At 66.9% G+C, this 22183-nt stretch carries 22 protein-coding genes; 2 read left to right on the top strand and 20 right to left on the bottom strand.

What is annotated here, in order from left to right; all coding sequences use genetic code 11:
* Window positions 1-51: 51 nt before the first annotated feature.
* Window positions 52-1923 (bottom strand): ABCB family ABC transporter ATP-binding protein/permease, encoded by a 1872-nt coding sequence (locus tag C5F75_RS04040; protein WP_104011912.1) that lies wholly within the window; start codon window positions 1921-1923, stop codon window positions 52-54.
* 175 nt (window positions 1924-2098) lie between these two features.
* Here C5F75_RS04040 and C5F75_RS04030 point away from each other — a divergent pair, with 175 nt between their 5' ends.
* Window positions 2099-2494, top strand: coding sequence for an acyl-CoA thioesterase (locus C5F75_RS04030; protein WP_006485741.1), 396 nt, complete (start codon window positions 2099-2101; stop codon window positions 2492-2494).
* Window positions 2495-2527: 33 nt separating this feature from the next.
* Here the strand turns inward: C5F75_RS04030 and C5F75_RS04025 are convergent, their stop codons facing one another.
* Entirely contained in the window at window positions 2528-3010 is a 483-nt protein-coding gene (locus C5F75_RS04025; RefSeq protein WP_059642940.1) for a nitrate reductase associated protein, read from the bottom strand.
* 114 nt (window positions 3011-3124) lie between these two features.
* Between C5F75_RS04025 and fdhD the strand changes: the two genes are divergently transcribed.
* The gene (fdhD, locus tag C5F75_RS04020) at window positions 3125-3979 is read left to right on the top strand and encodes a formate dehydrogenase accessory sulfurtransferase FdhD (RefSeq protein ID WP_104011911.1); all 855 of its coding nucleotides are present in this window, start codon (window positions 3125-3127) and stop codon (window positions 3977-3979) included.
* Between the two features lie 49 nt (window positions 3980-4028).
* Here fdhD and C5F75_RS04015 read toward each other — a convergent pair whose 3' ends face one another.
* From C5F75_RS04015 to C5F75_RS37585, 18 genes are all read right to left on the bottom strand, one after another.
* A complete protein-coding gene (locus C5F75_RS04015; protein ID WP_104011910.1) occupies window positions 4029-4796 on the bottom strand; it encodes an enoyl-CoA hydratase in 768 nt (255 codons plus the stop codon).
* 91 nt (window positions 4797-4887) lie between these two features.
* Complete coding sequence (locus C5F75_RS04010) at window positions 4888-6087, bottom strand: acetyl-CoA C-acyltransferase (RefSeq protein WP_059642934.1); 1200 nt, start codon at window positions 6085-6087, stop codon at window positions 4888-4890.
* 27 nt (window positions 6088-6114) lie between these two features.
* A complete protein-coding gene (locus C5F75_RS04005) occupies window positions 6115-8550 on the bottom strand; it encodes a 3-hydroxyacyl-CoA dehydrogenase/enoyl-CoA hydratase family protein (protein WP_059578752.1) in 2436 nt (811 codons plus the stop codon).
* A gap of 112 nt (window positions 8551-8662) precedes the next feature.
* Window positions 8663-10450, bottom strand: coding sequence for an acyl-CoA dehydrogenase C-terminal domain-containing protein (locus tag C5F75_RS04000; RefSeq protein WP_104011909.1), 1788 nt, complete (start codon window positions 10448-10450; stop codon window positions 8663-8665).
* A gap of 57 nt (window positions 10451-10507) precedes the next feature.
* A complete protein-coding gene (locus C5F75_RS03995) occupies window positions 10508-11107 on the bottom strand; it encodes a TetR/AcrR family transcriptional regulator (RefSeq protein ID WP_059578757.1) in 600 nt (199 codons plus the stop codon).
* 198 nt (window positions 11108-11305) lie between these two features.
* The gene (clsB, locus tag C5F75_RS03990; RefSeq protein WP_060314944.1) at window positions 11306-12580 is read right to left on the bottom strand and encodes a cardiolipin synthase ClsB; all 1275 of its coding nucleotides are present in this window, start codon (window positions 12578-12580) and stop codon (window positions 11306-11308) included.
* On the bottom strand, window positions 12577-13071 hold the full coding sequence (nudB, locus tag C5F75_RS03985; protein WP_059578816.1) for a dihydroneopterin triphosphate diphosphatase: 495 nt from the start codon (window positions 13069-13071) through the stop codon (window positions 12577-12579). The genes clsB and nudB overlap by 4 nt, the downstream gene beginning before the upstream one ends.
* Before the next feature lie 160 nt (window positions 13072-13231).
* The gene (gene aspS / locus C5F75_RS03980; RefSeq protein WP_006485737.1) at window positions 13232-15034 is read right to left on the bottom strand and encodes an aspartate--tRNA ligase; all 1803 of its coding nucleotides are present in this window, start codon (window positions 15032-15034) and stop codon (window positions 13232-13234) included.
* 67 nt (window positions 15035-15101) lie between these two features.
* Window positions 15102-15752 carry a DUF502 domain-containing protein gene (locus C5F75_RS03975; RefSeq protein WP_059578762.1) on the bottom strand — a complete coding sequence of 217 codons (651 nt, stop codon included), beginning with the start codon at window positions 15750-15752 and terminating at the stop codon, window positions 15102-15104.
* 61 nt (window positions 15753-15813) lie between these two features.
* The gene (locus C5F75_RS03970) at window positions 15814-16176 is read right to left on the bottom strand and encodes an FmdB family zinc ribbon protein (protein ID WP_059578765.1); all 363 of its coding nucleotides are present in this window, start codon (window positions 16174-16176) and stop codon (window positions 15814-15816) included.
* Between the two features lie 95 nt (window positions 16177-16271).
* Complete coding sequence (locus tag C5F75_RS03965; RefSeq protein WP_059578768.1) at window positions 16272-16898, bottom strand: methyltransferase domain-containing protein; 627 nt, start codon at window positions 16896-16898, stop codon at window positions 16272-16274.
* Window positions 16899-16915: 17 nt separating this feature from the next.
* Window positions 16916-18493 (bottom strand): ubiquinone biosynthesis regulatory protein kinase UbiB, encoded by a 1578-nt coding sequence (gene ubiB / locus C5F75_RS03960; RefSeq protein WP_059578770.1) that lies wholly within the window; start codon window positions 18491-18493, stop codon window positions 16916-16918.
* A 12-nt stretch (window positions 18494-18505) separates the two neighbouring features.
* Window positions 18506-19132, bottom strand: coding sequence for a ubiquinone biosynthesis accessory factor UbiJ (locus C5F75_RS03955; RefSeq protein WP_059578773.1), 627 nt, complete (start codon window positions 19130-19132; stop codon window positions 18506-18508).
* 164 nt (window positions 19133-19296) lie between these two features.
* On the bottom strand, window positions 19297-20331 hold the full coding sequence (locus C5F75_RS03950) for a Tim44 domain-containing protein (RefSeq protein WP_059578775.1): 1035 nt from the start codon (window positions 20329-20331) through the stop codon (window positions 19297-19299).
* A gap of 41 nt (window positions 20332-20372) precedes the next feature.
* On the bottom strand, window positions 20373-21104 hold the full coding sequence (gene ubiE / locus C5F75_RS03945; RefSeq protein WP_059578778.1) for a bifunctional demethylmenaquinone methyltransferase/2-methoxy-6-polyprenyl-1,4-benzoquinol methylase UbiE: 732 nt from the start codon (window positions 21102-21104) through the stop codon (window positions 20373-20375).
* A 52-nt stretch (window positions 21105-21156) separates the two neighbouring features.
* Window positions 21157-21570: a gamma-butyrobetaine hydroxylase-like domain-containing protein gene (locus C5F75_RS03940; RefSeq protein ID WP_006487879.1), complete on the bottom strand. Its 414-nt coding sequence runs from the start codon at window positions 21568-21570 to the stop codon at window positions 21157-21159.
* The gene (locus C5F75_RS03935; RefSeq protein ID WP_059578780.1) at window positions 21567-22010 is read right to left on the bottom strand and encodes an HIT family protein; all 444 of its coding nucleotides are present in this window, start codon (window positions 22008-22010) and stop codon (window positions 21567-21569) included. The genes C5F75_RS03940 and C5F75_RS03935 overlap by 4 nt, the downstream gene beginning before the upstream one ends.
* 87 nt (window positions 22011-22097) lie before the next feature.
* Window positions 22098-22183 (bottom strand): DUF3400 domain-containing protein (locus tag C5F75_RS37585; protein WP_124556541.1); only part of this gene is annotated, 86 nt, incomplete at its 5' end.

Genomic DNA, 22183 nt, shown 5'->3' with positions numbered 1-22183 from the left:
TCGTGCCGGCCGCCCGCTGCGCGCCACGGCACGCAGCACACCCGCAAGCCGTTACGCGGCCTCGGCCTCTTCCCCGCCGGCTGCCGCGCGCTGCTGCTGCAGCGCCCACATCTGCGCATACAGCCCGTCGGCGCGCACGAGTTCGTCGTGCGTGCCGCGCTCGACGATCCGCCCGTGATCCATCATGAGAATCTGCTGCGCGTGCACGACCGTCGACAGCCGGTGCGCGATCACGAGCGTCGTGCGATGCCGCGCGATCTGGTCGAGTTCGTGCTGGATCGCGCGTTCCGAGCGCGAATCGAGCGCCGACGTCGCTTCGTCGAACAGCAGCACCGGCGGATCCTTCAGCAGCGTGCGCGCGATCGCGACGCGCTGCTTCTCGCCGCCCGACAGCTTCAGCCCGCGCTCGCCGACCGGCGTGTCATAGCCCTTCGGCAAGCTCTCGATGAAATCGTGGATGTGCGCGGCGCGCGCGGCCGCGACCACCTCGTCGCGGCTCGCCGTCGGCCGGCCGTACGCGATGTTGTAGTAGATCGAGTCGTTGAACAGCACGGTGTCCTGCGGCACGATCCCGATCGACGCGCGCAGCGATTCCTGCGTGACGTCGCGAATGTCCTGCCCGTCGATCCGGATCGCGCCGCCCGTCTGCCGGTCGAGATCGTAGAAGCGGAACAGCAGCCGCGACAGCGTCGATTTCCCCGAACCGCTGTGGCCGACCACCGCGGTCGTCGTGCCGGCCTCGATCGTAAAGGTCACGTCGTGCAGGATCGGCCGCGACGGCTCGTACGCGAAGTTCACGTGCTCGAAGCGCACCTGCGCGCCGGCCACCGCGAGCGGCGGCGCATCCGGCCGGTCGGCCACTTCCTTCGGCGCCGACAGCAGCCCGAACATCCGATCCATGTCGGTGAGGCTCTGCTTCAGCTCGCGATAGACGACGCCCAGGAAATTCAGCGGGATGTACAGCTGCAGCATGAACGTGTTGATCAGCACGAGATCGCCGAGCGTCAGCTTGCCCGCAAGCACGCCCTGCGTCGCGCGCCACAGGATGAACACGAGCCCCGTGCCGATGATCGCCTGCTGGCCGAAGTTCAGCACCGACAGCGAGTTCTGCGAGCGGATCGCGGCCTTCCGGTAGCGCTTCAGGTTCTCGTCGTAGCGTTGCGCCTCCCATTCCTCGTTGCCGAAGTACTTCACCGTCTCGTAGTTGATCAGCGAATCGATCGCCCGCGAGTTCGCGCGCGAATCGAGCTCGTTCATCGTGCGGCGGAAGTGCGTGCGCCAGTTGGTGACCTTCACGGTGAACACGATGTACGTGACGAGCGCCGCGAACGTCACGTACGCGTAGTACGCCTCGTACTTGACCACGAAGAAGCCGAGCACGAGCCCGACCTCGACGAGCGTCGGCAGGATGCTGTACAGCGAATACGAAATCAGTTGCTGGATGCCGCGCGTGCCGCGCTCGATGTCGCGCGACATGCCGCCCGTCTGGCGTTCGAGATGAAACCGCAGCGACAGCCCGTGCAGGTGCCGGAACACCTGCAGCGCGAGCTGGCGCACTGCGCTCTCCGTGACCTTCGAGAACAGGATCTCGCGCAGCTCGGTAAAGAGCGACGTCGACAGCCGCACGAGCGCGTACGCGACGACCAGCAGCCCGACGCCGCCCGCGAGCACGATGCCGGCCGACTGCTCGGCGCGGCCGAGCGCGGTGAGCTGCTGCACGGCGGACAGGTGGTCGACGATGCGCTTCATCACGACCGGCACGCCGAGGTTCGCGACCTTCGCGCCGATCAGGCAGCCAAGCGCGAGCGCGACGCGCCATTTGTAGGTGATCAGGTACGGCAGCAGCGACCGGATCGTCTGCCAGTCGTTGCGGGGCCCGGTCGAAGCCGGCGCGGGCTCGCCGGAAGCGGGAAATCGGCGCATGGGGAAAAGGTCCTGCGGCGATGCCGGACGCGCGTATCGACGGCCGGCTCGCGCGCTTTCTCGTACAATTTGCGAACGTTGTATTGTCGCAGAAGCCGCTTCGCGCCGCTGCCGGCGGCCTTGCCGGCCGGCCTGCGCGCGGCGGCCCATTTATTACAGGATGAAAGCCCCCGCCATGACCGATTCGACCCTCGAACTCCCGCAGAAGCAGCCCGCGCTGCGCGTCGTCCCGCAACCGCACGACGCGAACGTTCACGGCGACGTGTTCGGCGGCTGGATCATGTCGCAGGTCGACATCGCCGGCTCGATCCCCGCGAGCCAGCGCGCGAACGGCCGCGTCGCGACGGTCGCGGTCAACTCGTTCGTGTTCAAGCAGCCGGTATTCGTCGGCGATCTGCTGAGCTTCTACGCCACGATCATGCGCACCGGCAACACGTCGATCACGGTCGACGTCGAGGTGTACGCGCAGCGCATGCGCCTGATGGGCGAAGTCGTGAAGGTCACCGAGGCGACGCTCACCTACGTCGCGACCGGCCCGGACCGCAAGCCGCGGCAACTGCCGCCGCTCTGACGCGGGCACGCGCCGCGGCGCGGCAGGCGGCCGTCAGTGCGTGGCCGTCAGCCCGAACTCCCGCATCGCGGGCAGGAAATCGTGATTCAGCTTCGGCTTGCGCGACAGCTTCACCAGCACGTAGCGCTGGAACGGCGCGAGCCGCTGCCACTGCGCGAGCGCGGGCGCCGGCAGCCCGGCCAGCGCGCTTTGCTGCACGAGCGACTCCGGCACCGTGTCGACGTCGCGCCAGGCCGGCTGCTCGTCCGGCTGAAACCATGACGGCTCCAGATCGGCGTGCGTGCGCAGCATTTCGAACAACGCATGATCGAAGTTGGGCTCGATCGCGGTGTCGTCGTCGGCCGGGAAGCGCGCGAGCAGCTTGCGATCCTCGAGCGGCAGCAGTTGCCACTGTTCGAGCGAAATCCGCAGCCCGAAGCGGTCGAGATTGAAACGCACGATCATCGGGATGTACGTGAAGTTTTCCGACGAATCGTGTTCGAAGTTGAAGAGCAACGGAGCGTCGCTGAGTCCCATGGTCGTTACCTGACGTGGCGGATGCCGGCGCGGCCGGCTTGCCTGGGGTATTTTAGAACCTCTGCGCGCGGGCGGCGGCACGATCGTCGCCGGCCGTGCGTCGAATCAACGGGAGTGCTCGTGAATCCGACCCAATCAGACGATCCGCGCGACGCGTTGCGCGATGAGCCGCGCGGCGCGATCGAGCTGCCCGTGAGCCGCACGCGCGGCGGCGCGGTCGAAACCGCGCACGACTTCGTCGGCCAGGAATGGCCGGTCGCACTCGTCTTCAACGGCATCTCGCACGCGGTGATGATGTGTACGCCATGCGACCTCGAAGCGTTCGCGGTCGGCTTCGCGATCTCGGAGGGGATCGTCGCGCGCGGCAGCGACATCAAGGACATCGAGGTGATCCTGCATGCCGATGCGCCGTTGCCGCACGCGGAAGTCCACCTGGAAGTCGTCCAGCAGGCGTTCGCCGCGCTGAAGGACCGGCGCCGTGCGCTCGCCGGGCGCACGGGCTGCGGCGTGTGCGGCATCGAAAGCATCGACCTGCTCGACCTCGCGCCCGAACGCGTGCCCGATACCGGCTTTCTCGCGCGCCTCGCGCCCGATGCGCTGGCGCGCGCCGCGCATGCGCTGCCGGCGCATCAGGCGCTCACGAAACTGACCGGCGGCCTGCATGCGGCCGCGTGGTGCGACGCAACAGGCGCGATCCGCACGGCATTCGAGGATATCGGCCGCCACAATGCGCTCGACAAGCTGATCGGCTCGCTCGTGCTGTCGCGTGCCGATACCACCGACGGCTTCGTGTTCCTGTCGAGCCGCGCGAGCTATGAGCTGGTACGCAAGGCCGCACGGGTCGGCATCCCGCTGGTCGCGACCATCTCCGCGCCGTCGTCGCTCGCGATCGAGATCGCGAAGGCGGCCGGCTTGCGGCTCGTCAGCTTCTGCCGCGAAACGGGCCACGTCGACTACGGCACGGCCTGATCGCGGTCCGAGCCGCGCCGGCAAGCCACCGCCGGCGCGGCCTGCTACGTCAGTCGAACTGACGGAAATCCGGCTTGCGCTTCTCGAAGAACGCGGTCATCGCCTCGCGTGCCTCCGGCGCGCGCAGCATCGCGGCGAAATGGCGCGCTTCCTCGGCCATCCGCGCGGGCGTCGCCACGCCGCCCGTATCCTTGAGCAGCGCCTTCGTCACACGCAGCGATGCCGCCGGCAGCGCCGCCAGCTTCGCCGCCTGCTTCGCCGCGAATGCGTCGAGCTCCGCCGCCGGCAGCACGCGGTTGACGATGCCGATCCGGTGCGCTTCCAGCGCATCGAACGCCTCGCCCAGCAGCAGCTTCTCGGCGGCGACCTGATGGCCGGCCAGGCGCGGCAGCAGGGCGCTCGACGCGGCTTCCGGGCACAGCCCGAGCTGCGCGAAAGGCAGCGAGAACGTCGCGGTGTCGGCCGCGTAGACCAGATCGCAGTGCAGCAGCATCGTCACGCCGACGCCGACCGCGATGCCCGGCACCGCTGCCACGATCGGCTTGCTCGCGCTGCTGATCCGCGCCAGGAACTGGAACACCGAGGCGGTGTCGTCCTTCGGCGGCGACTTCAGGAAATCCTCGAGATCGTTGCCCGCGCTGAAATTGCCGTCGCTGCCGCGCAGCAGGATCACGCGCGTCGCCTTGTCTTCCTGCGCGTCGGCGAGCGCGTCGGCCATCGTCTGGTACATCGCCGCCGTCAGCGCATTCTTCTTCGCCGGGCGCGCGATCGTGATCGTCATCACGCCGTCGGCGCGTTCCACTTGAATGTCGGCCACAACCGTCTCCTTTGACTGTCTCTACCGGAATGAAAAAACGGTGCGCGAGCTCGTGGCCCGCGCACCGTCGTCGCTTTTATCCGCGCCTCGCTTACAGGCGCTCGATGATGCCCGCCGCACCCATGCCGGTGCCGACGCACATCGTGACCATCCCGTACTTCAGGTTGCGGCGGCGCAGGCCGTGCACGACGGTCGCCGCGCGGATCGCGCCGGTCGCGCCGAGCGGGTGGCCCAGTGCGATCGCGCCGCCCATCGGGTTGACCTTCGACGGATCGAGGCCGAGGTCGCGCATCACCGCCAGCGATTGCGCGGCGAACGCTTCGTTCAGTTCGATCCAGTCGAGATCGTCCTGTTTCAGGCCGGCGGCCTTCAGCGCGGCCGGAATCGCTTCCTTCGGACCGATGCCCATGATTTCCGGCGGCACGCCGCGCACCGCGAAGCTCACGAAGCGCGCGAGCGGCGTCAGGTTGAATTGCTTGAGCACCTTCTCCGACACGACGAGCAGCGCACCCGCGCCGTCCGACGTCTGCGAGCTGTTGCCGGCCGTGACCGAGCCCTTGTTCGCGAACACCGTGCGCAGCTTCGCGAGGCCTTCGAGCGACGTATCCGCGCGCGGACCTTCGTCGAGCTTGATTTCGCGCGTCTTCACGTCGACCTCGCCGGTCGCGAGGTTCGGGAAACGCTCGGTGATCGTGTACGCGGCGATTTCGTCGCCGAACTCGCCGGCCTGCTGCGCGGCGAGCGCCTTGCGGTGCGACTCGACCGAGAACGCGTCCTGGTCCTCGCGGCTCACCTTCCACTGCTCGGCGACGCGCTCGGCCGTCAGGCCCATCCCGTACGCGATGCCGAAGTCTTCGCTGCGATCGAAGATGTGCGGCGACATCGACGGCTTGTTGCCCATCATCGGCACCATGCTCATCGATTCGCAGCCGCCCGCGAAGATCGCGTCCGATTCGCCGACGCGGATGCGGTCGGCCGCCATCGCCAGCGCGGTGATGCCCGACGCGCAGAAGCGGTTGACCGTCACGCCGCCGACCGTCTGCGGCAGGCCCGCCAGCAGCGCGCCCATGCGCGCGACGTTCAGGCCCTGCTCCGCTTCCGGAATCGCGCAGCCGATGATCGCGTCCTCGATCACCTTCGTGTCGAGGCCGGGCACCTGAGCGACCGCCGACTTGATCGCGTGAACCAGCAGCTCGTCGGGGCGCGTGTTCTTGAAGACACCGCGCGGGGCCTTGCCGATCGGCGTGCGGCTGGCGGCGACGATGTATGCGTCTTGCAGTTGTTTGCTCATTTGAAACTCCTTGCCTTATCCGCTCGCTCAGTTACGCACCGGCTTGCCGGTCTGCAACATGCCCATGATCCGTTCCTGCGTCTTCTGCGTGCCGAGCAGCTCGACGAACGCGCGACGCTCCAGCGCGAGCAGCCATTCTTCGTCGACGAGGCTGCCGGCTTCGACGTCGCCGCCGCACACGGCTTCGGCGATGCGGCTCGCGATCAGGTAGTCGTGGTCGCTGATGAAGCGGCCGTCACGCATGTTGACGAGCGACGCCTTGATCGTCGCGATCGCCGAGCGGCCCGCGACCGGCACGTCCTTCGCGCGCAGCGGCGCGCGGTAGCCGGTAGCGGCCAGCGCACGCGCTTCCTTCTTCGCGGTGTCGAGCAGTTCGAACACGTTGAAGACGATCGTGTCGGACGGCTTCACGTAGCCCATCGCACGCGCGTCGTGCGCGGACGACGACACCTTCGCCATCGCCGCGTTCTCGAACGACTTCGTGACGAACTTCAGGATGTCGGTGGTCGCGTTCGCGGCCGTCGCGGCTTCCGCTGCGCGCAGCGCCGCTTCCTTCAGGCCGCCGCCGGCCGGCACGAGGCCGACGCCCACTTCGACGAGGCCGATGTAGCTCTCGACGTGCACGACGCGCTTCGCGCTGTGCAGCATCAGCTCGCACCCGCCGCCGAGCGCGATGCCCGACACGGCCGCGACGACCGGCACGTTCGCGTACTTCACGCGCAGCATGCCTTCCTGGAATTTCTTCACGAACGGCTCGATGCCCTTCGCGCCGCCCATCATGAACGCGGGCATCGCCTCCTCGAGGTTCGCGCCGGCCGAGAAGGGGCCGCCCGGCGTGCCGAGCTTCAGCGACGTCGGCTGCCAGATCACCACGCCCTTGTAGTCCTTCTCCGCGAGTTCGATCGCCTGCACGAGGCCGTCGATCACGCTCGGTCCGATCGTGTTCATCTTCGACTTGAACGACACGATCACGACGTCGTCCTCGCCGGCACGGTCGTCGACCCACGCGCGCACCGCGTCGGTTTCGAACAGCGTCTTGCCGTACGTCTTCGGGTCGGCGCCGGCTTCGCCGACGAGCGGCGCACGGAACACCTGCTTGTCGTACACGGCCAGGTCCGAACGCGGCACGAAACGCTTGGCGGCCGGCGCCCACGAGCCTTCGGCCGTGTGCACGCCGCCCTTCTCGGCGACCGGGCCTTCGAGCACCCACGACGGCAGCGGCACGTTCGCGAGCGCCTTGCCGGCCGCGATGTCTTCCTGCACCCACTCGGCGACCTGCTTCCAGCCGGCGGCCTGCCAGCCTTCGAACGGGCCTTCGTTCCAGCCGAAGCCCCAGCGGATCGCGAGATCGACGTCGCGCGCGTTGTCGGCGATCGATTCGAGATGCACGCCGATGTAATGGAACACGTCGCGGAAGATCGACCACAGGAACTGCGCGTGCGGATGGTTCGTCTCGCGCAGCAGCTTCAGGCGTTCCGCCGGCGGACGCTTCAGGATGCGGCCGACCGTTTCGTCCGCCTTCGCGCCCGAGTCGACGTAGGTGCCCGTCTTCGCGTCGAGCACCTTGATCGCCTTGCCTTCCTTCTTGTAGAAACCGCCGCCCGTCTTCTGGCCGAGCGCGCCCTGCTTCACCAGCTCGGCGAGCACGGCGGGCGTCTGGTAGACCGGGAAGAACGGATCGTCGGCGAGGTTGTCCTGCATCGTCTTGATCACGTGCGCCATCGTGTCGAGGCCGACCACGTCCGCGGTGCGGAACGTCGCCGACTTCGCGCGGCCGAGGCGGCTGCCCGTCAGGTCGTCGACTTCGTCGAAGCGCAGGCCGAACTTCGCGGCCTCGGTGATCACCGCGAGGATCGAGAAGATGCCGACGCGGTTCGCGATGAAGTTCGGCGTGTCCTTCGCGCGCACGACGCCCTTGCCGACGACGCTCGTCAGGAAGGTTTCGAGCTGGTCGAGGATTTCCGGGCGCGTATGCGCGGTCGGGATCAGCTCGACGAGGTGCATGTAGCGCGGCGGGTTGAAGAAATGCACGCCGCAGAAGCGCGCCTTCAGCTCGTCCGAGAAACCTTCGGACAGCTTCGTGATCGACAGGCCCGACGTGTTGGTCGCGAAGATCGCGTGCGAGGCGATGTGCGGTGCGACCTTCTTGTACAGGTCGTGCTTCCAGTCCATCCGCTCGGCGATCGCCTCGATCACGACGTCGCATTCGGCGAGCTTCGCGATGTCGTCCTCGTAATTCGCCGCTTCGAGGTACTTCGCGTCGTCCTTCACGCCGAACGGCGCGGGCGACAGCTTCTTCAGGTTCTCGATCGCCTTCAGCGCGATCGCGTTTTTCGGGCCTTCCTTGGCCGGCAGGTCGAACAGCAGCACCGGCACGCGCGCGTTGACGAGATGCGCGGCGATCTGCGCGCCCATCACGCCGGCGCCCAGCACGGCGACCTTGCGAATCAGGAAATTGCTCACGGGATGTCTCCGGATAGTGTCGTGCAGCGCGGAATATGGGGGCTGCACGGCGAAGTGAGTACCAGAACCGTTGCGTTCGGGCGGCGCGCGGCGCGCACCGCCCGGACTTGGATCAGAACAGCGATTCGTCGACTTCCATCAGCGTCTTCGAACCGGCGCGCGCGGCGCGGATCGTCGATGCCGTTTCGGGCAGCAGGCGCGCGAAGTAGAAGCGGGCGGTGGCGAGCTTCGACTTGTAGAACGGATCGCCCGACGCTTCGTTGTCGAGGGCGATGCGCGCCATGCGCGCCCAGAAGTACGAGAACACCAGGTGGCCGACGGTGCGCAGGTACGGCACGGCCGCGGCGCCGACTTCGTCCGGGTTCTGCATCGCCTTCATGCCGATTTCCATCGTCAGCTTCTGCACCTTTTCACCGATGTCGGCGAGCGGGTTGATGAACTCGGCCATCTCGGGCTTCACGCCTTCGGCTTCCGCGAATTCGGTCACGAGCTTGCCGAACTTCTTCAGCTTCGCGCCCATGTCGCCGAGCACCTTGCGGCCCAGCAGGTCGAGCGACTGGATCGAGTTCGTGCCTTCGTAGATCATGTTGATCCGCGCGTCGCGCACGTACTGCTCCATGCCCCACTCGGAGATGAAGCCGTGGCCGCCGTAGATCTGCATCGCATGGTTCGTGCACTCGAACGCGTTGTCGGTCAGGAACGCCTTGATGATCGGCGTGAGCAGCGCGACGAGGTCGGCCGCTTCCTTGCGCACCGCTTCGTCGGCGTGCGACAGCTCCTTGTCGATCTGCAGCGCGGACCAGTACGTGAATGCGCGCGCGCCTTCCGCGTAGGCCTTCTGCGTGAGCAGCATGCGGCGCACGTCCGGGTGCACGATGATCGGATCGGCCGGCTTGTCCGGTGCCTTCGGGCCGGTCAGCGAACGCATCTGCAGGCGTTCCTTCGCGTACGTCAGCGAGTTCTGGTACGCGACTTCCGTGAGGCCGAGGCCCTGCATGCCGACACCCAGACGCGCGGCATTCATCATCACGAACATCGCGTTCAAGCCCTTGTTCGGCTCGCCGACCATCCAGCCCTTCGCGCCGTCGAGGTTCATCACGCACGTCGAGTTGCCGTGGATGCCCATCTTGTGCTCGATCGAGCCGCACTTGATGCCGTTGCGCTCGCCCGGCTCGCCCGAAGCGTCCGGAATGAACTTCGGCACGATGAACAGCGAGATCCCCTTCGTGCCTTGCGGCGCGTCCGGCAGGCGCGCGAGCACGAGGTGGACGATGTTCTTCGACATGTCGTGCTCGCCGCTCGAGATGAAGATCTTCGTGCCGCTGATCGAGTACGAGCCGTCGCCGTTCGGTTCGGCCTTGGTGCGCAGGATGCCGAGATCGGTGCCGCAGTGCGGCTCGGTCAGGCACATCGTGCCGGTCCATTCGCCCGACACGAGCTTCGGCAGGTATTGCTGCTGCAGTTCCGGCGCGCCGTGCGCGTGCAGGCATTCGTACGCGCCGTGCGACAGGCCCGGATACATCGTCCAGGCCTGGTTCGCCGAGTTCAGCATTTCGTAGAGTGCGTTGTTCACGAACGCGGGCAGGCCCTGGCCGCCGTAGTCCGGATCGCAGCCGAGCGCCGGCCAGCCGGCTTCGACGTACTGCTGATACGCTTCCTTGAAGCCGGTCGGGGTCTTCACGACGCCGTCGCCTTCATACGTGCAGCCTTCGCGGTCGCCGACCTGGTTCAGCGGGAACAGTACCTCGGAGCAGAACTTGCCCGCTTCCTCGAGGACCTGGTTGATCGTGTCGGCGTCGAGGTCCGCATGCTTGGGCATTTGCTTGACTTCGGCTTCGACGTTCAGAAGCTCGTGCAACACGAATTGCATGTCGCGCAGCGGCGCGGCGTACTGTCCCATGACTCTCTCCAAAGGTGGGCAAACGGCTCGAGCTCCTGGCGGGCGGGTCACGCGCCGCTAACGGCTCTCGCTCTGATACGAAACAATCGTCTTTTCCAGCGCGGCCCACGTGAGGCGCACGGCGTCCGGCGAATGCAGGAAGCGTGCGTCGTGATGCAGGCCGAGCGTGAAGCTGTACAACTCGAAGAGCATCAATTCCGGATCCGTGTCCGCGCGCAGATGCCCTTCTTCCATCGCCTGCGAAATGGCGCGCAGCAACGCGGCACGCCAGGCGGTCACGCTCGCGATCAACTGTTCGCGCACGGGGCTGTCCGGCCGGTCGTCGTACTCCACCGCGCCGCTGATGTAGATGCACCCGGTCGTCACCTCCTGGATGCGCTTCTCCATCCAGCGCGCCAGCATCGCCCGAAGACGCGGCAGACCGCGCGCCTCGCGCAGGCTCGGAAAGAACACCTCGTTCTCGAAACGATGGTGGTACTCGCGCACGACCTCGACCTGCAGGTCCTCGCGCGATCCGAAGTGCGCGAACACGCCGCTCTTGCTCATCTGCATGCGCTCGGCCAGCAGGCCGATCGTCAGCCCCTCCAGCCCGTCACGGCTGGCGAGGTCCAAAGCAGCTTCGAGTATCGCGGCACGCGTCTGTTCGCCTTTTCGCATAGCTATTTCTGTAACCGTTCGGGGGTTCGAATAAAATCGAACGGCCGTACTATTATTGAGTGCGGCCGCTCGCGAAACAAGGAAATTATTAGAAACCGGTGTCTAACCGAGCCGCTATTTTGCGCGATTCCGGCGGGACCGGAGCGGCTTTTCCGCACGAACGTGCGGACGGATTTTGAAGTGAATGCTTAGTCTGCGTCAGTCGTAACCGCCGACCGTCAGCGCCTTCATCAGGAGGCGGTACGTGTTGTACGCCAGCCAGTTCAGCAGCCGCTCGATGCGCGGGCGCGCGGCGTAGTGCGCGGCGTCGATCTCGCGCCCTTCGGCGAACGCGGTGGCGATCGCGTCGCGCAACTGGTTCGTGACTGCATCGTAGCGCACCAGCACGACGTTCGCTTCATTGTTCAGCATCAGGCTCAGCGCGTCCAGATTCGACGAGCCGACCGTCGCCCAGTTGTCGTCGATCACGGCGACCTTGCCGTGCAGGATCGTCTTGTCGTATTCGGCGACGCGCACGCCCGCGCGCAACAGCGAGTGATACAGGAACGGCACGGCCGTATCGAGCGCCGTGAACTCCTTGCGGCCGATCAGCACCTGCACGTCGACGCCGCGGCGGGCCGCGCCCGTCAGCGCGCGGCGCAGCTTGCGGCCCGGCATGAAGTACGGATTCGCGAGCAGGATCCGCTGGCGCGCCTGGCCGATCGCCGCGAGATACGCCTTCTCGATCGCGCGGCGGTTCACGACGTTGTCGCGCGCGACGAACGCCACGCTCGGCTCCGTCACGACCCGCAGCGCGCCGGCCTTGATCCACCGGTGGCTGCGCATCCAGCGCCGGAACATGTCCGGGAACGCTTCGCCGCCGTGCAGCCCGGCCGCGTACTGCGCGTACGGCTTGTGGCCGAACTGGATCCGGTGCCACTGCAGCTCGAACGCGGCGCGCACGTCGGACACCGCGGGCCCGGCCATCTCGACCGCGAAATCCCAGCGCGGGAACGGCAGCGTCGCGCTGCCCTGCGTGTAGTCGTCGACGATGTTGATGCCGCCGCAGAACGCGACCGCGTGATCGACCACCGCGAGCTTGCGGTGCGTGCGCGAGAAGCCGAAGCGGCCGAACAGGTAGCGGTTGTAGATGCAGTGCTCGACACCGGCCTCGGCCCACGTGTCGAACAGCGGCAGGCGCGCGGTGCCGATGCCGTCGGTGATCACGCGCACGCGCACGCCGCGCTGCACCGCGCGGATCAGCGCGTCCGACACCGGCCGGCCGGCCGCGTCGTCGCAGAAGATGTAGGTTTCGAGCATCACCTGCTCGCGGGCGGCATCGATCCGATCGATCAGTGCCTGGAAGAATTCGCCGCCGGTTTCGCACAGCCGCACGGTGTTGCCGGCCGTAAACGCGAGCCGCGACGCGGAGCCGCGCTCCTGCAGGAACATCTGCCGCAATTGCGCGAAGCGCTTGCGGGTCTCCGCATTCATGCGGACGAGCCGTGCGGCGCGCGCGCGAGCGCCACGCGTACGGGCAATTGCAGGATCGCCTCGGCGTTCGACGGCGAGAAACAGCGCGCGGCCGCCTCGCGGAACGGCAGCCACGCGTGGTCGACGTGCTCGCGCGGCGACAGCGTCACGTCGACGCGATGCGGCACGCACAGCCCGAACCAGTGCTCGACGTTGCGCGTGACGCCCGGCGCATAGCGGTGCAGGTATTGCGGATAGATCGTGTATTCGATCCGGTGATGCCAGTCGACGAGCGCGCTGGCCGGCACGTCGGGCGTGCCGACCGCGATGCCGGTTTCCTCGGCTACTTCGCGCGCGGCGGTGAGCGCGAGCGGCTCGTCGAGCGCGTCCTTCGAGCCGGTGACCGATTGCCAGAAATCGGGCTGGTCGGCACGCTTGATCACGAGCACGTCGAGATCGGGCGTGTAGATCACGACGAGAACGGATTCAGGGATTTTCGGCGGCTTCGTCATCTTGGTTTCATGCGGCACGGGGCCGTGCGTCGACCCTGTGCCCCGAACGTGCGGCAAGTGCTGCGACTGTACCGCAAAAAATGCAAAAGGCGCATCAGCGCCTTTTTCATGGGTGTCGTGTGGGCGTGACCGCACACACGACAGAGGGGGCGAAAGCGCGTTACGCCTTCGGCTGCTCCGGCTGACGCAGACGGATGTGCAGCTCGCGCAGTTGACGCTCGTCGACCGGGCTCGGCGCCTGCGTGAGCAGATCCTGCGCACGCTGGGTCTTCGGGAACGCGATCACGTCGCGGATCGAATCGGCGCCGGCCATCATCGTGACGATGCGGTCGAGACCGAACGCGATACCGCCGTGCGGCGGCGCGCCGTACTGCAGCGCGTCCAGCAGGAAGCCGAACTTCGCCTGCGCTTCTTCCGCGCCGATCTTCAGCGCGCGGAACACCTTGCTCTGCACTTCCTCGCGGTGGATACGCACCGAGCCGCCGCCGATTTCCCAGCCGTTCAGCACCATGTCGTACGCCTTCGCGAGGCAGCGGCCCGGATCGGTCTCGAGGTACTCGAGGTGCTCGTCCTTCGGGCTCGTGAACGGATGGTGCGCGGCGACGTAGCGCGCGTCTTCGTCGTCGTATTCGAACATCGGGAAGTCGACGACCCACAGCGGCTTCCAGCCTGCCTGGACGAGACCGTTCGCCTTGCCGAATTCCGAATGGCCGATCTTCAGGCGCAGCGCGCCGAGGCTGTCGTTGACGACCTTCGCGCGGTCGGCCGCGAAGAAGATGATGTCGCCGTCCTCAGCGCCGGTGCGCTCGAGGATCGCCGCGATCGATGCGTCGTGCAGGTTCTTGACGATCGGGCTTTGCAGGCCGTCGCGGCCCTTCGCCTTCTCGTTGACCTTGATCCAAGCGAGGCCCTTCGCGCCGTAGATGCGCACGAATTCGGTGTAGCCGTCGATGTCGCCGCGCGACAGCTCGCCGCCCTTCGGCACGCGCAGCGCCGCGACCCGGCCGTCCTTCGCGTTGGCCGGCGTGCTGAACACCTTGAAGTCGACGTCCTTCATCGCGTCGGTCAACTCGGTGAATTCGAGCTGCACGCGCAGGTCCGGCTTGTCCGAACCGAAACGCGCCATCGCTTCGGAGTACGGCATCACCGGGAATTTCGCGTCGAGCTCGACGTCGATCGTCGTCTTGAAGATGTGACGGATCATGTCCTCGAACAGGTCGCGGATTTCCTGCTCGCCGAGGAACGACGTCTCGCAGTCGATCTGCGTGAATTCCGGCTGGCGGTCGGCGCGCAGATCCTCGTCGCGGAAGCACTTGGTGATCTGGTAGTAACGGTCGAAGTTCGCGACCATCAGCAGCTGCTTGAACAGCTGCGGCGACTGCGGCAGCGCGAAGAACTGGCCCGCGTTCACGCGCGACGGCACGAGATAGTCGCGCGCGCCTTCCGGCGTGCTCTTCGTCAGCATCGGCGTTTCGATGTCGATGAAGCCCTGCTCGTCGAGATACTTGCGTGCCTCGATCGCGACGCGGTAGCGCAGGCGCAGGTTGTGCTGCATCTGCGGGCGGCGCAGGTCGAGCACGCGGTGCGTGAGGCGCGTCGTTTCCGACAGGTTGTCGTCGTCGAGCTGGAACGGCGGCGTGACCGACGCGTTCAGCACGTTCAGCTCGTGGCACAGCACTTCGATCTTGCCGCTCTTCAGGCCGGCGTTGACCGTGCCTTCCGGACGGTTGCGCACGAGGCCCTTGATCTGCACGCAGAACTCGTTGCGCACGCCTTCGGCGGTCGCGAACATCTCGGCGCGATCCGGGTCGCACACCACCTGCACGAGGCCTTCACGATCGCGCAGGTCGATGAAGATCACACCGCCGTGATCGCGGCGGCGCTGCACCCAGCCGCACAGCGACACGGTTTGGCCCAGCAGGTGTTCGGTCACGAGACCGCAGTATTCAGTACGCATCGACATGATGTTTGCTTTCGTTCGGTTTGATCAACGGGCGCCGCAACACGCGGCCCGGGCGATGATTCTTTACTTACAGCGGCGGCTCGACGGGACGGCGGGCGGGCGCCGGAACCGGCGCCGAAGGCGCCACGACGCCCATCGAGACGATGTACTTGAGCGCGGCATCGACCGACATGTCGAGTTCGATGACTTCGCTCTTCGGCAGCATCAGGAAGAAGCCGGATGTCGGGTTCGGCGTCGTGGGCACGTACACGCTCACGTACTCTTCCGTCAGATGGTTGACCACGTCGCCGCCGGGCACGCCGGTCAGAAACGCGATCGTATACGAGCCGCGGCGCGGGTATTCGATCAGCAGCGCCTTGCGGAACGCGTTGCCGCTGCTCGACAGCAGCGTGTCCGATACCTGCTTGACGCTCGTGTAGATCGGCCCGACGACCGGGATGTGGCGCACGACCGCGTTCCACCACGTGACGAGCTTCTGGCCGATGAAGTTCTGCGTGGCCAGCCCGACCACGAAGATGAACGCGAGCGTCAGCACCGCGCCGATCCCCGGCAGATGGAAGCCGAGCATCCGCTCGGGCTGCCACGATTCGGGCAGCAGGAGCAGCGTCTGATCCATCGTGCCGATGATGAGGCCGAGCACCCACAGCGTGATCGCGAGCGGGACGAGAACCAGCAAGCCGGTCAGGAACACCGTTTTCAGGGTCGTCTTTTTCATCATCTGCCGTCAATGAACCGCGCCGGCGGCGCGGGTTGGTCGCGACCCGGCCGGGCCGCGACGGTCAACTGCCGGCGGCGGGCGTCGCGGCCGGTGCCGGCGCGGCGCTCGTCGTCGTGGTGCTGCTTGAACTGCTCGCCGCGGCCGGCGCGGCCGGCGCGGCCGCGGCGGGTGCGGCTTGCGCCCCGGAGGCTGCCGGCGCCGCGTCGCCCGACGTCGCCGCCGGTGCGCTGGTGCCGCCCGAGCCACCGCGGAAATCGGTGACATACCACCCCGAGCCCTTGAGCTGGAACCCGGCGGCAGTCACCTGTTTGCGAAAAGCATCCTTCCCGCATTCAGGGCATTGCGACAGCGGCGCGTCGCTCATCTTCTGGAGCACGTCCTTCGCGAAACCGCACGCTTCGCATCGATAGGCGTAGATCGGCATGATATTTTTCCCGCGGAAACTGGAAACGGCTTGCAAAACCTTGAATTATAGCCGAAACCCGGGCGCGCTCCGGCAATGGCCGAGACGCCGGCGCATCAGCGGCGACGCCACGTGAGCCAGCGCTCGTGCCCGTCGAACACGGCCAGCGAATCGGTCACCGGCAAATCCTCCACCCGTTCGAAGTGCGGCGCGAGCAGCGCGTCGAGCTCCGCACGCTCGATGCCGAACGGCGGCCCCTTCGGCTTCGCCACCAGGAAGAAATAACCGGCCAGCAAGCCGCCCGCGGGCAGCAACTCGGCCATCCGCGCCGCATAGTCGGCACGCATGGCCGGCGGCAACGCGCACAGAAACGCTCGCTCGTACACCCACTGCACGTCGAACGGCGGCCGGTACTGGAAAAAATCCGCCTGCTCGACGACGTCCGCATGCGCGCCGAGCTGCGCCTTCGCGGCAGCGACCGCCTGCGCGGCGAAATCGATCGCGCGCACCGGCCAGCCGGCCTGCGCGAGCCATCCAGCCTCCTGCGCGCTGCCGCAGCCGGGGATCAGCACCGCGCACGGCTCGAGCCGCCGCGCGAACACGCGAAAGCCGTCGGGCACGCCGCCGAATTCCCACGGCGTCACGCCGCGCTCGAAGCGCTCGTTCCAGAACGACGCGCTGCCCGGGTCGCGCGTCGCGAAATCGGCGGCCGACGGTGCGGCCGGTTGCTTCGGATCGGACATCGCCGCGCTCCTTTCGATCAGGCGCCGTACGCGAGCGCGAGCAGCACGCGCGCGACGAGCGCGCCGACGCCGACGGCCAGGCCGAAGATCAGCAACGCCTGCATCAGCCGGTTCGTCCGTTTCTGCTCGACGAGGATCTGGCGCATCAGCTCCTCGCTCGCGGCGCGCGGCGCGTCGTGGCGCGCGGCCATCGCATGGTGGATCAGGCGCGGCAGCTGCGGCAGCGTCTTGCTCCACTGCGGCGCCTCGACCTTGAACCGCTCGTACCAGCCGCGCAGGCCGATCTGCTCGGTCATCCAGCGCTCGAGATACGGCTTCGCGGTCTTCCACAGATCGAGTTCGGGGTCGAGCGAGCGGCCGAGCCCTTCCACGTTCAGCATCGTCTTCTGCAGCAGCACGAGCTGCGGCTGGATCTCGACGTTGAAGCGGCGCGACGTCGAGAACAGGCGCATCAGCACCTGGCCGAGCGAAATGTCCTTCAGCGCGCGGTCGAAATACGGCTCGCACACCGCGCGAATCGCGCTTTCGAGCTCCTCGACGCGCGTCTCGGGCGGCACCCAGCCCGATTCGAGGTGCAGCGTCGCGACGCGGTGGTAGTCGCGCTTGAAGAACGCGAGGAAGTTCTGCGCGAGGTAGTTCTTGTCGAAATCGGACAGCGCGCCGACGATCCCGAAATCGAGCGCGATATAGCGGCCGAACGTGTTCGGATCGAGGCTCACCTGGATGTTGCCGGGGTGCATGTCCGCATGGAAGAAGCCGTCGCGGAACACCTGCGTGAAGAAGATCTCGACGCCTTCGCGCGCGAGCTTCTTGATGTCGACGCCCGCCGAGCGCAGCGTCTCGACCTGGCTGATCGGCACGCCGGTCATGCGCTCCATCACGAGCACCTGCGACGTCGAGAAATCCCAGAACATCTCCGGCACGAGCAGCAGGTCGAGGCCCGCGAAGTTGCGGCGCAGCTGGCTGCCGTTCGCGGCCTCGCGCATCAGGTCGAGCTCGTCGTGCAGGTACTTGTCGAATTCGGCGACGACCTCGCGCGGCTTCAGGCGTCGGCCGTCGGCCCACATGCGCTCGGTCCACGTCGCGATGTCGCGCATCAGCGCGAGGTCGGAATCGATCACCGGCAGCATGTTCGGGCGCAGCACCTTGACGGCGACCGCCTTGCCCGCATGCGCGCCCTGCTTCAGCTTCGCGAAATGCACCTGTGCGATCGACGCGCTCGCGATCGGCTCGCGCTCGAATTCGTCGAACAGTTCGTCGACCGGCGCGCCGAGCGATTTCTCGATGATCGCGATCGCGACGGCCGAATCGAACGGCGGCACCTGGTCCTGCAGCTTCGCGAGTTCGTTCGCGAAATCGACCGACAGCAGGTCGCGGCGCGTCGACAGCACCTGGCCGAACTTCACGAAGATCGGGCCGAGGCTTTCGAGCGCGTGACGCAGCCGTACGGCGGGCGGATCGGAATAGCGGCGGCCGATCGTCGTGATCCGCAGCAGCAGCTTCACGCGCCGGTCGTCGATCCGGGACAGCATCACTTCGTCGAGACCAAAGCGGATGACGGTGTAGACAATCTTGATGAAACGGAAAATGCGCATGCCCTGCGGCCCTCAGTGCGCGCCGCGCGGGCCGGAACCCGTGCGCGCGCCGATTTTTTGTTCGAGTCGCTCGACCCGCTTTTCGACCCGCGCGAGCGCATCGCGCGCGCGCGCCAGTTCCGCGTCGAAACCGCCGAGCGACGCGCGCCGGACGACTTGCGGGTTCTCGTCGAGCCAGTATTCGGCGACGGAATCGAGCACGTTGCGGCCGGTGCGGCGCACGCGCGCGCCGGCGTCGCGCACGAACGTCGCGATCCGGTACGCGGCCGCGTCGCCGACCAGCTTCGCGAGATCTTCCTCAGGTTCCCAGCGCAGATGCTCGGCCAGCTTCGCGATCTGCGTCGCGAATTCCGCGTCGCCCTCGATCTTCACGTGCTTCATCACGGCCGCCTGGCCGCCCTGCAGGAACGCGGCGACCGTGTCGCCGGCGAGCGCGATCGACACGTCGACCTGTTGCGCATCGTGCGCGTCGACGGCCGACAGATAACCGTCGGGCTGCACGAGCAGCGTGAGCGTGACGGGAGGCACGTCGATCCGGGCAGTCTTGCCCGCATAGGGAATCAGGCGGTCGCGCGCCCACGATTCGCGCGCGAGCAGGTGATTGACGGCAGCAGCAAAAGGCTTGGCGGCAAAGGTCATCGGGCTGGGAAAGAAAAAACCCGCGCAGGCCGGGCGCCCACGCGGGTTTCTATTGTAACGTCGGATCGGCGGCAGACCGTGCCCGACCGTACACCCGGGCGGCAAGCGGTCGCAGTGCGGCGGCCGTCGCCCGGATGCCCGGCGGCGCGGGCCGCCGGTCACGCTCAGTGCGTGTTGATCTGCTGGATACCCGCGAGCAGCCAGCCCTGACTGCCCGACTTCGACAGGTTCCACACCTCGTCGAACGGCGCGGCCGACGTATTCGCCGATTCGCGGATCAGGCCGTGGAAGCGTACGCTCGCCGACTGCTCGATGCCGCGATCCTCGATCGCGACCAGTTCGGCGTCGAGCTGCACGACGTCGGTCTGGTTCGCGTCGTTGCCGCGCGAATCGAGGTCGATCTTGATCTCGGCGAACATTTCGGGCGTCGTGAACTCGCGGATGTCGGCCAGGTTGCCCTGGTCCCACGCGGCCTGCAGGCGCACGAAGTACACCTTCGCGCTGCGCAGGAACGCTTCGGTATCGAAGCCGGCCGGCACCTGCAGCGGCGCAGCCACCATCGCGCCTGCCGCACCGGCCGCCGCCGCACCGCCGCCGAACACGCCCTGCGCTTCGTTCGCATAGCTGCTGCCGCTACCTGCATAGTTGCTGCCGGTGTTGCCCTGCTGGAACGACGGGCTTTGCGCGTAGCCGCCCGACGACGACGACGCGCCGCCGACCGAATACGCCGGCTCCTGCGGGCGACGGCGGTTCATGAACTTGCGGATCAGCCAGATGCCGACCATCGCGAGCAACGCGATCACGATGACGTTCGCCATCATGCTCGCGAACGCGCCGCCGAGGCCGAAGTGCGACAGCAGCGCCGCGATGCCGAGACCGGCCGCGAGGCCGGCGATCGGCCCAAGCCAGCGCGAGCGGTTGGGTTGCGCGGCCGGCGTGGGCGCGGCCGGGTTCGTACGCTGCGCCTGCGACGGCGCCGCTTGCTGCATCGGCTGCTGCGCGGGCGGCGTGGCCTGACGCTGCGTGACGGTGGAATTCTGGCGGCCGATGCTGCGCCCGCCGCCCATGCGCTTGGCCTCAGCGTCGAGCGATGCGAACGTGCCGGCCGTGAGCAGGCCGACCATCAGCAGGGTGCCGACCCGTCGAGCCCACGGCTTCGACGGCTTGCCACGGTTGAACAACGAACGCGATTCGAACATCAGTTTCTCCGGATGTAAGACAAATGTATGGGAAGAGCCCCTTAGTACTTGGCTCCCATGTGTAAAGCTACCACGCCACCTGACAAATTGTAATATTTGACGGCATCGAGGCCCGCTTGTTCCATCATCGTCTTCAGCGTGTCCTGATCGGGGTGCATCCGGATAGATTCAGCAAGATACCGATAACTTTCAGCATCTTTCGCGAACTTGTCGCCAAGCCACGGTAATACTTTGAAAGAATACAGATCGTACGCTTTTTTCAGCGGATCCCAGACTTTCGAGAATTCCAGCACCATCACGCGGCCGCCGGGCTTCGTCACGCGGCGCATCTCGGCGAGCGCGGCGTCCTTGTGCGTCATGTTGCGCAGCCCGAACGCGACCGTCACCACATCGAAGTAGTTGTCCGGAAAGGGAATTTTCTCGGCGTCGCACAACAGCGACGGCGTCACGATGCCCTTGTCGAGCAGCCGGTCGCGGCCGACGCGCAGCATCGATTCGTTGATGTCGGTATGCCAGACCTCGCCCGTCGGCCCGGCCGCCTTCGCGAACGACTTGGTCAGGTCGCCGGTGCCGGCCGCGATGTCGAGCACCTTGAAGCCGGGGCGCACGTTCGCCTGCGCGATCGTGAACGCCTTCCACGCGCGGTGCATGCCCGCCGACATCAGGTCGTTCATCAGATCGTAGTTGCTCGCGACCGAATGAAACACGCCCGCCACTTTCTTCGCTTTTTCGTTTTCCTCGACGCTTTCGAAGCCGAAGTGGGTTTTGCTCATCGCGTTGATCCTCAGTAAATGGCAAGACGGCGCCGAGCGGGCGCCGTCGATTTCAGTGGCAGTGGCCGTGCGGCGCGCCGGCCGCCTGCATCGGGGCGTCGCGCTCGACGCCCGCCGCCTTCAGTTTGTCGAAATAGTCGCGCCACAGCGCGTCCTGCTGCGTCGCCAGTTCGTACAGCAGATCCCACGAGTAGATGCCGGTCGAATGGCCGTCGGAGAACGTCGGCTGCAGCGCGTAGTTGCCGACGCCTTCGAGCGCGGTGATCGTCACTTCGCGCTTGCCGGTCTGCAACGTCTCCTGGCCGGGCCCGTGGCCGCGCACCTCGGCCGACGGCGAATACACGCGCATCAGCTCGAACGGAATCCGGTAACTCTCGCCGTTCGGATACTGCAATTCGAGCACGCGCGACACCGCGTGCACGACGACGCCGGACGGAATCGGCGTCGTGGAAGTCAAACCGCTCATGGCTGCCTCGAATCGGTCATGCGTTGAATTTCCTCGCGCACCGCATTGTGCAGCAGCGAGGCCTGCGCCGCGCGCGAGCGCAGCAGCGCCTCGGACACGCTGCGCTGGCGCGGCGCCCATACGGGCTGCGGGAAATGGGCGTCGTTGGAAAAACGCGGAATCACGTGCCAGTGCACGTGCGGCACCATGTTGCCGAGGCTCGCGAGATTCACCTTGTTCGGCTGCATCACGCGGCGCACGGCCCGCTCGACCGTGTAGACCACGCGCATCAAGTGTGCCCGCTCCGACTCGCCGAGATCGGAGAACTCGGCGACGTGCGCGCCCCAGATCACCCGGCAGAAGCCCGGGTAGTCGTGCTCGCCCGTCGCGAGCACGACGCGCAGCGCATCGTCCTGCCAGAGCACCTCGCCGCCGTCTTCACGGCAAAACACGCATTCCATCGTCGCTCCCATGTGGACGGGCGCCGGCGCATCAGCGCCGGCGCCCGCTCTCATCCGTCGCCCGGCCGGGCGGTCGTCATGCCCGCATTAGACCAGCACGCGCTCGATCCCGCCATGGTTGGCGCGTGCGACATAATCGGCCATCCAGTTCTCGCCGAGCACCTGGCGCGCGA

This window comes from Burkholderia anthinoferrum (assembly GCF_002925705.1).
In the GTDB taxonomy this organism is placed as follows: Bacteria; Pseudomonadota; Gammaproteobacteria; order Burkholderiales; family Burkholderiaceae; genus Burkholderia; species Burkholderia semiarida.
Note: the sequence above shows the minus strand (reverse complement) of the source record. Positions and strands in the feature narration are given on the sequence as shown.